The sequence below is a fragment of the Sedimentibacter sp. genome, from assembly GCF_032080165.1.
Taxonomy (GTDB): domain Bacteria; phylum Bacillota; class Clostridia; order Tissierellales; family Sedimentibacteraceae; genus Sedimentibacter.
On record NZ_DAMASY010000001.1, the window covers coordinates 251,117 to 266,469 of the forward strand.

11 protein-coding genes, 2 tRNA genes and 1 other annotated feature are annotated in these 15,353 nt (G+C 33.9%); of the genes, 8 read left to right on the forward strand and 5 right to left on the reverse strand.

Going from position 1 to position 15,353, the window contains the following annotated elements:
* The first annotated feature begins 55 nt into the window (after window positions 1-55).
* A tRNA-Ser gene (locus RT412_RS01150) sits at window positions 56-144 on the forward strand.
* A gap of 66 nt (window positions 145-210) precedes the next feature.
* On the opposite strand, the gene RT412_RS01155 is transcribed toward RT412_RS01150, so the two are convergent.
* Genes RT412_RS01155 through RT412_RS01170 form a run of 4 tightly spaced genes read right to left on the reverse strand, consistent with a single transcriptional unit; the run spans window position 211 to window position 5,128 of the window.
* Window positions 211-1,194 carry a haloacid dehalogenase-like hydrolase gene (locus tag RT412_RS01155; protein ID WP_313339461.1) on the reverse strand — a complete coding sequence of 328 codons (984 nt, stop codon included), beginning with the start codon at window positions 1,192-1,194 and terminating at the stop codon, window positions 211-213.
* Between the two features lie 48 nt (window positions 1,195-1,242).
* Window positions 1,243-1,527: a putative quinol monooxygenase gene (locus tag RT412_RS01160; RefSeq protein ID WP_313339464.1), complete on the reverse strand. Its 285-nt coding sequence runs from the start codon at window positions 1,525-1,527 to the stop codon at window positions 1,243-1,245.
* A gap of 17 nt (window positions 1,528-1,544) precedes the next feature.
* Window positions 1,545-3,332, reverse strand: a complete 1,788-nt coding sequence (locus tag RT412_RS01165; RefSeq protein ID WP_313339466.1) for an ABC transporter ATP-binding protein — start codon at window positions 3,330-3,332, stop codon at window positions 1,545-1,547.
* A gap of 8 nt (window positions 3,333-3,340) precedes the next feature.
* Window positions 3,341-5,128 carry an ABC transporter ATP-binding protein gene (locus RT412_RS01170; RefSeq protein ID WP_313339468.1) on the reverse strand — a complete coding sequence of 596 codons (1,788 nt, stop codon included), beginning with the start codon at window positions 5,126-5,128 and terminating at the stop codon, window positions 3,341-3,343.
* A gap of 264 nt (window positions 5,129-5,392) precedes the next feature.
* Window positions 5,393-5,601: a binding site (T-box leader), on the forward strand.
* Between the two features lie 118 nt (window positions 5,602-5,719).
* Here RT412_RS01170 and RT412_RS01175 point away from each other — a divergent pair.
* Entirely contained in the window at window positions 5,720-6,970 is a 1,251-nt protein-coding gene (locus tag RT412_RS01175) for an argininosuccinate synthase (protein ID WP_313339470.1), read from the forward strand.
* Window positions 6,971-7,100: 130 nt separating this feature from the next.
* Window positions 7,101-8,492: an MATE family efflux transporter gene (locus RT412_RS01180; protein WP_313339473.1), complete on the forward strand. Its 1,392-nt coding sequence runs from the start codon at window positions 7,101-7,103 to the stop codon at window positions 8,490-8,492.
* Window positions 8,493-8,510: 18 nt separating this feature from the next.
* Here RT412_RS01180 and RT412_RS01185 read toward each other — a convergent pair whose 3' ends face one another.
* Window positions 8,511-9,755, reverse strand: coding sequence for an aminotransferase class I/II-fold pyridoxal phosphate-dependent enzyme (locus tag RT412_RS01185; RefSeq protein WP_313339474.1), 1,245 nt, complete (start codon window positions 9,753-9,755; stop codon window positions 8,511-8,513).
* 223 nt (window positions 9,756-9,978) lie between these two features.
* Between RT412_RS01185 and RT412_RS01190 the strand changes: the two genes are divergently transcribed.
* From RT412_RS01190 to galU, 5 genes are all read left to right on the forward strand, one after another.
* Window positions 9,979-10,054: transfer RNA gene (locus tag RT412_RS01190), tRNA-Lys, on the forward strand.
* Between the two features lie 180 nt (window positions 10,055-10,234).
* Complete coding sequence (locus RT412_RS01195; protein ID WP_313339477.1) at window positions 10,235-11,455, forward strand: ATP-binding protein; 1,221 nt, start codon at window positions 10,235-10,237, stop codon at window positions 11,453-11,455.
* Window positions 11,456-11,850: 395 nt separating this feature from the next.
* Window positions 11,851-13,005, forward strand: coding sequence for a ribose-phosphate pyrophosphokinase (locus RT412_RS01200; RefSeq protein ID WP_313339480.1), 1,155 nt, complete (start codon window positions 11,851-11,853; stop codon window positions 13,003-13,005).
* 224 nt (window positions 13,006-13,229) lie between these two features.
* A complete protein-coding gene (locus RT412_RS01205; protein WP_313339482.1) occupies window positions 13,230-14,261 on the forward strand; it encodes a rod shape-determining protein MreB in 1,032 nt (343 codons plus the stop codon).
* A gap of 217 nt (window positions 14,262-14,478) precedes the next feature.
* Window positions 14,479-15,345 carry a UTP--glucose-1-phosphate uridylyltransferase GalU gene (galU, locus tag RT412_RS01210; RefSeq protein WP_313339484.1) on the forward strand — a complete coding sequence of 289 codons (867 nt, stop codon included), beginning with the start codon at window positions 14,479-14,481 and terminating at the stop codon, window positions 15,343-15,345.
* Window positions 15,346-15,353 lie beyond the last annotated feature (8 nt).

Genomic DNA, 15,353 nt, shown 5'->3' on the forward strand with positions numbered 1-15,353 from the left:
ATATTCCCGTTAGCATAAATAATTACTAACGGACCTCATACCGAGGTTCTGACATGGAGAGTTGTCCGAGCGGTTGAAGGAGCTGGTCTCGAAAACCAGTGTACCTACCCGGTACCCAGGGTTCAAATCCCTGACTCTCCGCCAAATATATCAAAAAGTCGAAAATATATATAACGAATATTTTTCGGATTGAGTAATAACAATCATTATTTATGTTAAGTGCTTTGGAACAGAAGATGTACTATTGTTTATTTCTCTCATTTTTTTGTCGTAAATATTCTGAGCTATTTTTTCTGTCTGCTCAATCAGCCACATATAAGTGGTTGTGCCTTCTGAATAATCTGCTTCGGCATACATATCAATTCTTCCGTTGCTGCGTAATTCCTCAACTTGCTTAAACTGCTCTTTATTATTGCATGGATATACGGCAAATGTCTTTCCGCCGTACTGCTTGATTACCGAAAAAGCAGGAATGTCACTGGGACCGTCTGCTATATAAATCATATTTTCAAAAGGAATACGTCTGAATTTTTCATTTACTCTTGAATTAACATCAATCTGTAATTCTTTAATGTTAGTACCTTTGTTAATTTCGAAAAGGGCTCTTGTTTTAGTTGTGTTGTCTATGGTATATCCTATTTGGCAAATTTCCTTTTCTGTGCCTGTATTATTACATACGTTCTTTTGCGGTTCATATTTTTTTGCGTCCTGTTCATTACATATCAACTCAGAGGCCTTAACATCTTCTATAAATTCGCAGCCCCAGATATCCTTAAAATAACCGATTATTGATGAGCCCCTTATAATTTGTGCCATACCCGTACTTACAATATAATGCTCTACGGCAATATTAAAATGACTGAAATTTTCGTTAGTGTGTATGTTTTTATTAATGGCTTCGAAAATATCAGGTATTCCGTTATAATATTTGAGCTTCTTACCGTAGCTTAACAGCTTCTCGTTATTAAGACCTTTGAATATTCCTTGCTTTGTGCATGTAATAAAATGGTTTAAATAAATTGTATCCGGGTTAACCTTAATACCTTGTTTCTTATAATATTCTTTTAATTGATTGGTTTCATTCCAGAATTCACTTGGATCTATACCGTAATCCTCAAATATGGGCGTCTGCATATATTCGCTTATAAGCGTCTTATCAAAATCCCATATAACCGCAATAATGTTTTGCTCCATTCAGCCCTCCAAAATAGATTTCATATAGTTTTAAAAATTCCGGAATTTTTACATAACCAATTCATATATGTTCAATTCACTGTCTATTCTTAATTTTGATATAATCGGTACTATTCTCATAAAATGTTCTGTCTTCATGTGAGCGTCCAGTGCTTCCCGGTTTTCCCATTCCTCAATCATGGTTAATATTGAAGCATTTTTTACGTCCCTGAATAAGCTGTAGGAAATACATCCTTTTTCCTTTCTTGTTTCAGAAACAAGTTCTTTAAAAAGTTCAATCACTTCCTCGGCCTTGCCATCAAAATATGTACCCTTTGCAACTACTTTAATCATATAATTTATCCTCCATATTAATTTTCATACTGTAATTTGTACAGTTTATAGTAAATACCTCGTTTAGTTAACAGCTCCTGGTGAGTGCCCTCTTCTCTGATTTCGCCTTTATGCATTACTATTATTTTATCAGAGTTTTGAATTGTAGATAATCTGTGTGCCACAATTAATGTTGTCCGGTTTTTCATTATTTTCTTTAAAGCATCCTGTATCAAAACTTCGGTTTCTGTATCTATGTTTGCTGTTGCCTCATCAAGAATTAATACGTCAGGTTTAAAGGCCAGGGTTCTCGCAAAAGAAATTAACTGTCTCTGACCGGCTGAAAATGCCGCACCGTTTTCTATTACGTGTTCGTCATATTTGTTTTCTAATCTTGAGATAAATTTATCGGCATTTACGTATTCAGATGCCTCAATTATCTCTTCATCGGTTACATTTTCATTTTTTAATCTTATATTGCTTTTTATATCTCCTGAAAACAAAAATACATCCTGAAGCATTTGACCGATATTTTTTCTTAAATCCGAAATTCTGATATCATTTATATTAACTCCATCAATTAATATTTCACCTTTTTGTATATCATAGTATCTGCATATCAAGCTCTGAATGGTGGTTTTTCCTGCCCCCGTTGCGCCCACAAAGGCAATGCTTTCCCCGGGGTTTACTTTAAATGAAACATCCTTTAATATCCATTCATCTTCTTTATAGGAGAACCATACATTTTTAAACTCTATACTTCCTTTAAAAGTATCCGTTTCAACCGAATTTTCACTTTCCTTTATTTCCTGCTCTTCATCTAATAGATCAAATATTCTTTCAGATGCTGCGGCTGCAGATTGGATAATGTTAAGCTGTTCGGCTAATTCCTGTATCGGTTCAAAGAATTTACTTATGTATCTTTGGAAAACAATTATAGTTCCTATTGAAATTACTCCCTCAAAAACCATTTTCCCACCGAACCAAAGCAGTATTGATGTGGCGGTTATATTCATAAGGAAGTTTGTGGGGTTATATATACTGAATGTAAAAAGCTGTTTCATATGGTCAATTCTAAGCTTTTCATTTTCATTTTTAAACTTATCAAAAACTTCATTCTCAACTGCAAATATTTGTACTATTTTCATTCCGGACACGTGCTCAGAAATGAAAGCATTTAAGCCGGAAATTTTACTTCTTATATCTCTGTGAATTTTCATAGAAACCTTTTGGAAAGTGAATGTAAAAAGCATTATAAAAGGTATTACCGTAAATGTGTAAAGTGACAGCTTTAAGTTATATGAAATCATTGTAATTATTATTCCTATCAATACAAAGCTGCTTTTTAGAACATTGACTATAACACTTGTATACATTTCATTCAGTGCTTCAGTATCGTTGGTTACCCTTGTTACCAGCTTACCTATGGGGTTCTTGGTAAAGAAGTTTAATGACAATCCGCTCAAATGAGTGAAAATTTCCATTCTGATGTTATAAATTATTTTTTGTCCTGCAAAGCTGAGTATTAATGCCTGTGCATAGTTTAGAAAAAATATAATTACAACTGTTAATAAATATATGCCGCCAATTTTAACAACGCCTTCTATATCGTGCTTCCTGTCTAAAATTTCGCTGCTTCCCTTGCTCCCGTATTGAGATAAAAATGTATCTACGGCATCACCTAACAAAATGGGTTGATAAAGCTCTATTGCAACTATTATTAAAATAATCACTATTGCTAAAATGAAGTACCATAGATATGGCTTAGCATATTTTAATAATCTTCTATATAAATTTTTATCATATTTCTTTAAATTATCTTCCATGTATGTACCTATTCCTGTTCATTCAGCATTTTTTCCAACAATTGTTTTTCATAAATCGAATAATAGAGTCCCTTGTTTTTCAGAAGTTCCTTATGGGTACCTGCTTCAGTTATTTTACCTTCATCTAAAACAATAATCAGGTCGGAATCTTGAATTGTTGAAATTCTGTGGGCTATTATAATATTGGTTTTATTGCTTCTTAATTCATTTAAATAGTGAAGTATTTTTTCTTCTGTATCGGTGTCTACGGCAGAAACAGAATCATCAAGTATAAGTATTTCGGGATCTTTAATAAGTGCTCTTGCAATTGATATACGTTGCTTTTGACCTCCGGACAAGGAGATGCCTTTTTCACCTATAACGGTATCATATCCGTCTTTGAATTCCACTATATTACCGTGAACAACTGCTTGCTCGGCTGCCGCTTTTATTTTATCTATATCTGAATTTCTTAATCCGAAATCAATATTGTTTGAAATTGTATCTGAAAATAAAAAGTTGTCCTGCGGAACGTAGCCGATACTTTTTCTGAGTAAATTCAAAGGAATATTTAAGATGTCGGTTCCGTCTATGTAAATGGAGTTTTTATCAGGGTCAAATATTCTTAAAAGCAAATTGACCATTGTTGTTTTCCCGCTGCCTGTCCTTCCTATAATTCCTAAAGTTTGTCCTTTTTTTACTTCAAAGCTGATATTTTGCAAAATGTAATTGTCTGTGTCGGGATATTTATAATTTAAGTTATCAAATTTTATATTTCCTTCTATATAATCAATTTTTACAGTATGCTCATTGTCCTTTATTTCAACCGGTTCATTTAATATATCCTCAACTCTTGACAATGAAGCGGCACCTCGTGAAAAAATATTAATAGTAATACCGATTGCTATCATTGGCCAAACAAGCATGCTTAAATATGCAATAAAGGCAGTGAAATCACCTAAGCTTATTTTGGCTATAATAGTCAGATAACCGCCGTAGCCAATGGTAACTGCTAATGCAAGCCCTGAAATTAATTGCATAAAAGGATGCATAATTGATTGTAACTTCATTAATTTCATATTTTTTTCATAGGTATTTTTGTTTTCTTTTTCAAATGCCTCAATAAACTTATCTTCTTGAACGAAGGATTTAATTACTTTTATGCCTGAAAGGTTTTCTTGTACAAAATCTGATAAGGTTGTAAATGCCTCCTGTCTTTTTGTAAACCTGCTGAACATTTCTTTTCCCGCAAATCTTACTGAAACAGCTATCAGCATAAGAGGTACAACCGCAGCCAATGTAAGAAGCGGGTCAATTTCTGTTACCATATTAAACAATGTTATAGTTCCGAGGGCTATTACATCAAACAATGTCAAAATGCCCTGAGCTAATGCCATACGTACTGCTTCCAAGTCATTTGTCATATATGCCATTACTTCACCGGGGCTGTGTTTTTGATAATATTTTGCAGACATTTTCTCAAGATGAGCGAACATGTCATTTCTTATATCTCTTTCAATGCTTCTGCCTGTACCAAAAATAAAAAATCTCCATAATATTCTGCCTGCATACATGATGCCTGCAATTACGAAAAGTAAAATAATTGATGTCTTGATTGCAGATAATTCAATACTTTGCTGTTCAATTCCATCTATTACTCCGCCAACGATAATAGGAACCCTTGTTTGAGCAATATCAACTATTAAAAGTGCTATAATACCTAATATATAATTAAGTGAATATTTTTTTAAGAATCCTCTTATGTATTTGCTTTTAGTGAATCCGTTGGGGTTATTATGTTTTTCTGCAAAATCCATTGTGATCTCCTAAGAAATTTTTATCTATTTCATTATACTCCTTTCTCCAAAAAATAACAGCACTTTATTCATAATACTAATAATTTTTTCAATTCATTAAATATAACTAAATTAAGATGTCCCCCCGCCTCTAAGATGACGACAACATGTATTATTAATCTGTTTTTTGATGACTATTTATTAGATTTTATTTATATTTTTTAAAAATAACTATTGACAAATTGAATTCTCGCACATATAATTGAATAAAAATTATGAAATATGTATAATTTAATGATTGGAAGAGTAAATTGAATTTTAACTTAAGCGAGTCGGAACAGAGTGTGAGTCTGATAGTTATATTTAATCGAAGAGAGCCCATGAAGAGATTCTCAGAATTAACAGTATGAGGATACGGTTAAATACCGTTAAAATGGAGAGTAAGCAATTGCTTAGAAAAAGAGTGGTACCGCGGTGTAATCATCGGCTCTTTACTAAGCATTTTTTTATGCAGGTGCATTCCCCCTGCGTATTACAAAAAGGAATAAATATACGTCTATTAATGCGCATATTAATACTATTACTAATAATTATATTTTGGAGGCATATGAAATGGAAAAAGAAAAAGTAGTTTTAGCATATTCAGGTGGTTTGGATACATCTATTATAATTCCTTGGTTAAAAGAAAATTATAATGATTTAGATATCATCGCATGCTGTGTGAATGTAGGTCAAGAGGATGATATGGAATTTGTAAAGAAAAAAGCGCTATCATCGGGAGCAAGCAAGGTATATATAGAAAATGTAGTAAATGAATTCGTTGAAGAATATGTTTATAAGGGTATTAAAGCAAATGCTGTTTATGAAGGTAAATATCTTCTTGGTACTGCCTATGCAAGACCTTTAATAGCTAAAAAGTTAGTTGAAGCAGCACACAAGGAAGGGGCAAAATACATTGCGCACGGTTGTACCGGAAAAGGCAATGATCAGGTTCGTCTTGAAACAGCAATAGCAGCTTTGGACCCGACTATTCAAATTATAGCTCCATGGCGTATCTGGGATATCGGTTCAAGGGAAGAAGCAATTGATTATGCAGAATCAAAAAATATAGATCTTAATGGAATTACAAAAGAAAAAATATATTCAAGAGATCAAAACATTCTTCATATAAGCCATGAAGGGGGAATGCTTGAAAATCCCGGGCTTGAACCGGATTATGACGAAATATTGGTAATGACGAATACGATTGAAAATACCCCGGATTTAGCTGAATATATTGAAATTGAATTTAAAGAAGGGATACCTGTAAAATTAAATTCTAAAAAGCTAAACGGAGAAGAAATGCTTAAAAGCTTAAATAAAATAGGCGGAACTCACGGTATAGGCATTATCGACCTGTTAGAAAACAGATTGGTAGGTATGAAATCAAGGGGCATTTACGAAACGCCGGGAGGAACATTGCTTATTGAGGCACATAAATATCTGGAAAGCTTCGTATTGGAAAAAGATACGGCACATTTTAAAGATATGATGTCACAAAAATATGCAGAACTGGTATACAACGCTATGTGGTTTTCGGGTTTAAAGGACGCATTTGATGCATTCATAGATTCTACACAGAAAGCAGTTAACGGAAAGGTAAAGTTGAAGTTGTATAAAGGTACAATCAAGTTTGCAGGTATGGTATCAGAAAATGCATTGTACAATGAATCTATTTCATCATTCAGTACAGGAGATTTATATGACCAAAAAGATGCAACAGGATTTATTCATCTTTATAGTTTGCCATATAAAATTCAAGCACTTAACAAATTAAATAACACAGTTTCAAATACAGAAGTGAAATATAGCTTTAAAGAATAATACTATCATAAAATTAAATATTTTTTTGGCACACAGCGGATGTGTGCTTTTATTTTTAGAACGAAGATTCCCCATTGCATTTTTATTAAGTTATGGTATACTAATCATTATCTCATCGTGGGGGTGCTATATGGAAAATCGTGATGATAATAAAATTGACAGTAAATCAATTAATACTATGACTGAGGGCAGTCCGCTTAAAATAATACTTACTTTTGCATTTCCTATGCTCATAGGCAATGTATTTCAGCAATTATATAATATGGTAGACAGTATTGTCGTAGGAAACTATGTAGGAAAGCTTGCCTTGGCCGCTGTAGGAACCGGCTTTCCAATTATCTTTATGATGGCAGCTATGTTTATAGGACTTGGAATAGGAGCTACAATTCTTATTTCTCAATATATAGGTGCAGGGGATATGGATAACGTACGGAAAACATCTCAAACTATATATACAGCAATGATTGTCGGATCAATACCAATTACATTTATAGGAATGTTTTTGTCTAAACCGATATTAATATTAATAAATACGCCGTCAGATGCTCTTCCGATGGCAAATACATACATGATGATAATATTTGCAGGTATGATAGGCAGCTTTGGTTTTAATGTTAATGCAGGTATATTGCAGGGATTTGGTGACAGCAAGTCTTCTTTATTATTTCTTTCAATAGCAACAATAATAAATATAGTGCTTGACTTAGTATTTGTAATTGTTTTTCATTGGGGTGTTGCAGGAGTAGCAATAGCAACAATAATTGCTCAGACCGTTTCCTGGGTATTCGGTATTATTTACATGCGTAATAAGTATGAGGTGCTGAGATTTTCAATATTTAAGTTTAGCTTTGATAAAGAAATTTTCAAGAAAATTCTTAAATTGGGATTACCCACAGGTATACAGCAAACATTATTTTCAATAGGTATAATGAGCTTGCAATCACTGGTTAACAGCTATGGTTCTGATTTTATAGCCGGCTTCAATGCAGCTAATAAAATTGATACATTTGCATTTATGCCTATTCAAAGCTTCAGTAATGCAGTTACTACGTTTACAGGTCAGAATATTGGTGCTAAGCGTATGGACAGAGTGCATCAAGGAACTGTTACAGCAATTGGCCTATCAGTTATAGTATGTATTGCCTGCTTAATAATAATACCTTTTGGACCATATTTGTTGCGATTGTTTAATTCTGATCCGGCAGTTATAGAGGCGGGAATGATATATTTAAATAGTGTAATGCCTACTATAGCTCTATTGGCAATTGTCTTCACAATTAATGCCGTTATAAGGGGAGCGGGGGAATCAGTCGTTCCTATGATCGGTGCCATAGTATCTCTATGGCTTGGAAGAATTCCCGCAGCATATTTTATAGCCGACAGATTTGGCAAAGAATATATATTTTTAAGCTATGCGGTCGGATGGTTATTATGGCTGTTGATTTCAGGTCCATATTACGCATCCGGAAGGTGGAAAAGAAAATCAGAAAAGCTGCTTGATATGAAAAAAATACCGGAGTAATATCTACTCCGGTATTTTTTATTTCAAGTTATCTAATACTTTTTTTATTTTAGACGGTGCAATTCTGCATTTATCCTCTGCAACTGCACATACAGCAAATCTTAAACCTTTCTTTAGTGCTACAACAAATAGGTTTTCTTTAATCAACTCAGCTGATGCTTCTTTTGCATTATCACAAGGAATACTTACAAAAAACCCGTCTCTGTAAGGTAATATATCTAAACCGCATTTCTGAGCACCTTCAACAAATGCATTAGCACGATTTCTAAGCATGGTTTTGTATTTGTTAACTTCTTCTTCGTATGCTTTTTTCTTTGCAGTATCCTTCGCGATGTTAGTCATAACTGTCATCGCACCTCTTGTTCCGTTTGACCAGTTAGCTCTGTTAGCATGCATACATGTATAATAGAATTCGTTAACTATTTCTTCTTTGGAAGAAATACCAATTGCCGCACCTGATCTCATGCCATACATTGTATAGCCCTTTGACATACTGTATGCAACCATTACAAATATGTTTTCAGGTAAATCGGAGAATTTAGAGAAGAATTTTCTTCTTTCCGAACCAACACCTGCATAATCGATGTAAGCAACGTCAACTACTATGATTATTTTGTTTTCTGAATTTTTTGCATTTTCTTTTGCAATATTTAAAACTTCATCCCATTCTTCATCGGATAAGCTGTATCCTGTCGGGTTGTTAGCTGGTGAATTTAATATAGTTACTAATCTTTTTTGCTTGTTTAACAAATTCTCAAATTTTTCTTTGAAGGAATTAATGTTGAATTCACCTTTTTCATTGAAAAACTCAAAGTTTGTAACTTTTCTTCCGAATTCTTCGGAAATTGTTACATAAGGTGACCAGAACCAATCGCATACTAATATTGATTCTCCTTCATTTGTATAATTCCATATTGCATGTCTTACTGCTCCTGTTCCTCCCGGAGTTGCTACTGCTTTTATGTATGCTTCGGGTTTGTATTCTTTAAAACATGCATCCTGAACTGCCTCCAAGAAATCTTCTTGACCTGCAACTTGTGCATATGCCGCTATTTGTGCATTCGGCAAGGATTTCAATTCGCTGTATACTGTATCAAGACATATTAGGTTACCGTCATCATCAACTAATGCTCCAAGTGTGGAGTCAATAACATTTTCTTTTCCGTATTTATCAATTGCTTGCTTTGCCTTAGCCGCCAAACCAAATATTGCATCATTTTCTTCCGGCCATTTAGCATGAGCTGCAACCATATTAAAACCCATATATATCACCTCGTTTTTCTTTAATTTTAACAAAATAAAAAATATAAGTCAACATATATAACTAAATTAAGATATCCCGGCTCCTATAGGCGGCGGGACAACCTAATTTTTGCTATGTGGCGAATCGGAAAATTACAAATCTTATAATTATTTATTAAAATTATTTTTATAAATAGTTGACAAGATTAGACAAGTTGGTTATTATATAAAAGTTATTATTTATGATCCATTAGCTCAGCAGGCAGAGCACTTGACTTTTAATCAAGGTGTCCGGCGTTCGAATCGCCGATGGATCACCATTATAAACAACATTTGACGCTTCTTTTGACGTTGGATGTTGCTTTTTTTTTGCGAATTATAATTTATTTTAATTTATCATAAATTATTTTGTTATATTACATTTTTCTACAAATTTTTCTCTTTTTACATTGTATATTAATTGGGATAGAAATTAAGAAAATATTGGTAAAGGGGAAACGATGTTAAGCGAAGAAATGCAAGTTGTTGCAAGAGAAGAAATTCTAAGAATGGCATCTGATAGCGAAGAGATGTACAAAATGCAGGAAATGCGAGAATTGGCAAAAAGACAAAGTGAAAAAATGGCCGCCTTAGGGCAATTGGCAGGTGGTATTGCACATGATTTTAACAATCAATTAATGAGTATAATAGGCAATGCTACCATGATTCAGAAGACGGATGATCCGGCTAAAATAAAAGAATATGCCGAAAGAATCATCCACATATCACAAAATTCTGCTAATCTGACAAGAAAAATATTGATGTTTGCAAAAAAGGAAAGCAGCACTAACAAACCGATCAATTTAAAAAAGGTAATGGATGAAACCTACAGGATGGTCGAATCCATAATCAGCTCAGAATTTGAAGTCCAGTACAATTACGGAGCTGAAAACAAAATTATACTTGGAGATGAAGCACAAATTGAGAATTTATTGGTTAATCTGATATTAAATTCCAAGGATGCGGTAGAGAGTCAGTTTGGTAAAATTCGAGTGGGTACTGTTGACACAGTTGTTTTTTCTCCAATGGTTTTAAGCCATGGAGAAATATTAAAACCGGGTAAATACATTACAATTTATGTTGAGGATAATGGTGTTGGCATCAGTGAAGACGTATTTATGAAAATATTTGAGCCATATTTCACAACTAAAGAAAAGACAAACGGAACCGGATTAGGACTTTCGGTTGTTTTCGGAACAGTAAAATCCCATTCCGGCTTTTTAGACGTAAAGAGTAATGTAAACAGTGGAACAAGATTTGAAATTTTTCTTCCGGTACATTCTAAGAAGCAAATTATCAAAAGGTCAAAAATTGATTTTAGGAGCAATTTGATTATGCTTGTTGATGATGAAGAAAATGTACTGGACATAGAAGCAGAGCTTCTTGAGGATTTAGGTTATGATGTAGTCAAATTTAACAAACCCTTAGATGCGTTGGATTACTATTCGCAGCATTATAGGTCGATTGCTTTTTCGGTAATAGATTTATGTATGCCCGTAATGACCGGTAAGCAGCTCTTTGAAGAAATGAAGCAGATTAATAAAGTTTCAAAGGCATTTTTTATAACCGGTTACGCAAAACAAGCAGATTATGAAGAGCTGACAAAAAGAGGTTCCATAATAATTGAAAAACCATTTACATACGAAGATTTATCTACACAAATAGCGAAGATATATATGTAAAAATGAGTTTAAAACTATAACAGCGAAGAGAATAGATGTTATAGTTTTTTTTATGAATTGACCCAATTTTTTAGGCGATTTTTCCTAAAAAATTGTTGGTAATTCAAATGCACAGAATGCCAAATCTGTGCGAACGACAGTGAGTAAACAGATTTGATGCATTCCCCTGCTATGCCCTAACCCGGCTCTCGATTCCCTGCTTATGCCCTAATCTACCTTTTCATTCCCCTGCGTATTGTAACAGCTACATAAATTTTTGTAATAAGACAACCATATTGTTAAGATAACTTAACAAAATTTAATCCACTTTCTTTTGACAATTATTAAATTTTTGATAGAATGTAAAAGAAATTAACAGTCAGATAAATGGAATTGGTTTTTAACAGGAGGGAAAAATGGATATAAATGATTATGTGTACAAAGAACCACATCCTTTTGGCGATTTATCAATTATTGCCATGAAAGGTTGTGAAGAAATTGCATCGAAAATCGACTACTACTTAAAAGCTTGGAGACAAGATAATAACGGTGTTATATATTCAGAGGATTCTCAAGAAAAGACATTCTTGCTTGATGCTGTTTGTCCAAGATTTGGATCAGGCGAAGCAAAGGGTGTGATTAATGAAACAGTCAGAGGTAAGGATATATATATCATATCAGATGTTTTTAATTATGGAGTAACTTTTAAAATGTATGGTATGGAAGTACCTATGAGTCCGGATGATCATTATCAGGATTTAAAAAGAATTATTGCAGCCATGAATGGTAAGGCAAAGCGTATAACAGTTATTATGCCGATGCTTTATGAAGGCAGACAGCACAAGAGAGCTACCAGAGAGTCTCTTGATTGTGCATTAGCGTTGCAAGAGCTTACATCCATGGGAGTAGAAAACATAATATCATTTGATATTCATGACCCAAGAGTTCAAAATGCTATACCGTTACATGGATTTGAAGATTTCCATCCTCATTATCAAATGATAAAAGCTTTTGTAAGAACTTTTCCGGATTCTAAAATAGACAGAAATCACATGATGATTATTTCTCCGGATGAGGGCGGAATGTCAAGATGTATTTATTATTCATCCGTTATGGAATTAGATCTTGGAATGTTCTATAAAAGAAGAGATTATTCGGTAATAATTAACGGTAAAAATCCGGTTGTCAGCCATGAATTTTTAGGTGACAACGTAGAAGGCAAGGACGTTATAGTAGTTGATGATATGATTGCATCAGGAGATTCAATGATTGACGTTGCTAAAAAACTTAAAGAAAGAAAAGCAAGAAACGTATACGTTTTTTCTGCCTTTGGTTTATTTACCGAAGGATTTGCCAAATTTGACAAAGCATATGAAGAGGGAACTATTTCAAGAATATTTACTACAAACCTGATTTACAGAAAACCTGAATTAGACAATAAACCATGGTGTGTTGAAGTAGATATGTCTAAATATATTGCAAATATAGTAGATACACTTAATTATGACAGATCTTTAAGCGAATTGTTGGATCCTGTACAAAAAATCAAAAAGCTACTAAAAAAATGCTAATAAAAACAAAATGTCTGTTTTTTAAACAGGCATTTATTTTAATGTTAATTTAAGGAACAAAAAAAATTGAAATAAATATGGTTATATGTTATAATTTTTATCATTATAACTAAATTAAGATGCACCCCGTCTCAATAGGCGGCGGGTTCCACGAATGACGGGCATAGCCCTTATTAAACTAAAATTACAATTAATAAATGCAATTTATTGAACAGGAGGATAAAATGGGGTTCAGAATGGATATTGGAATCGACCTTGGAACTGCAAGCGTGTTGGTATACATCAAGGGCAAAGGTATAGTGATTAATGAACCTTCTGTTGTTGCAATTGATATTAATACCAATAAAATACTTGAGGTTGGTGAAGAAGCAAGAAAAATGCTGGGACGAACACCCGGAAACATTGTTGCCATCAGACCTTTAAGAGATGGTGTTATATCTGACTTTGACATAACAGAAAAAATGTTAAAATACTTTATCAAAAAAGCAGTAGGAAATTCAATTATGAAGCCGAGGGTAATAATTTGTGTTCCAAGCGGTGTTACTGAGGTTGAAAAAAGAGCAGTCCTTGAAGCAAGCATGAATGCAGGAGCTAAAAAGACATATTTAATAGAAGAGCCGGTGGCAGCGGCGATTGGTGCCGGACTTGATATTACAAAACCGTCAGGTCATATGATTATAGATATGGGCGGCGGTACTACGGACATAGCAGTCATATCTCTTGGAGGAATCGTTGTAAGCAGATCAATAAAGGTTGCGGGAGATAAATGTGACGATGCTATCGTAAGATATGTCAGAAAGAAATACAATGTTATGATCGGTCTTAGAAGTGCGGAAGAACTGAAAATGAGCATAGGTGCTGCATTTCCTGCTGATGAGGAAATGTATATGGAAGTTAGGGGAAGAAACCTTGTAACAGGACTTCCGGTTAATTTGACAATTTCTACTTCAGATATGCTTGAAGCATTAGAAGAAACCATAACATCTATAGCGGATGCGGTTCACTCGGTGTTAGAAAAGACACCTCCCGAATTAGCAGCGGATATCAGTGAAAAAGGTATTATAATGACAGGCGGCGGTTGCCTGATTAAGGGAATGGATAAATTGCTTGAAAAAAGAACCGGCTTAATCGTTCATATCGCTGAGGATGCCGTATCATGCGTTGCTAAAGGTACGGGACAGAGCTTAGAACATATGGATGTATTAAAGGACTCTTTAATTACAGATAATATAAAAACCAATTACGGCTCACTGTAAAAAATAAATTTGATGGCTATAAGCAGACGACCCAAATCTTTGATTTGGTGTCGGTCGCTTATGCTGTATGCGATATTTGGTGTCGCGCTTATACTGTAAGTGAAACAATAATCAATAGATTATTTAATCTATTGATTATTGTTTCACTGTCACTTAATATATTGACGGCTATGACCGTGAAATAGAATAACATGAAATAGATAAATAGAGGTTAAAAATGAAAATTAAAAAGGCAATTATACCTGCAGCAGGGCTGGGGACCAGATTTTTACCTGCAACCAAGTCAATTCCCAAGGAAATGCTGCCAATTGTAGATAAACCCACAATTCAATACATAGTTGAGGAAGTTATCGGCTCCGGAATAGAAGATGTTTTAATTATAACGGGAAGAAACAAGGGTTCAATTGAAGAACATTTTGACAGAGCGGTTGAACTTGAAGATAATCTGCAGCAAACACATAAAGAGGAGCTTTTAGAAGAGGTAAGAAAAATTTCTCAAATGATTAATATCCATACGGTGAGACAAAAAAACCCACTTGGTCTTGGTCACGCTGTCTATTGTGCAAAATCATTTGTAGGTAATGAACCCTTTGCTGTTTTATTGGGAGATGACGTTGTTGATTCACAAAAACCGTGTTTAAAACAGATGATGGAAGTATTTGAGCAGTATAATGCAACAATTTTAGGAGTTCAGCCGGTAGCGCGGAAAGATGTCAACAAATACGGAATAGTATCAGGACAAAAAATTAATGATAAGGTATATTCCGTCAACAATTTGGTAGAGAAACCGGATGTTGAAAAAACACCTTCAAATATAGCAATGCTTGGAAGATACATAATTACCCCTAAAATTTTTGAAATCCTTGAGAATACTAATAAGGGAGTGGGGGGAGAAATACAGCTTACAGATGGATTAAAAAAACTATGTAATTTTGAAGAGGTTTATGCATATATATTTGAAGGCAGAAGGTATGATGTGGGCAGCAAAATAGGTTTTCTTGAAGCAACTGTTGATTTTGCACTTAAGAGGGAAGATTTAAGAGATAGCTTTAAGAACTATTTAAAGGGCATTAATTTAAATTAGGGAGATTT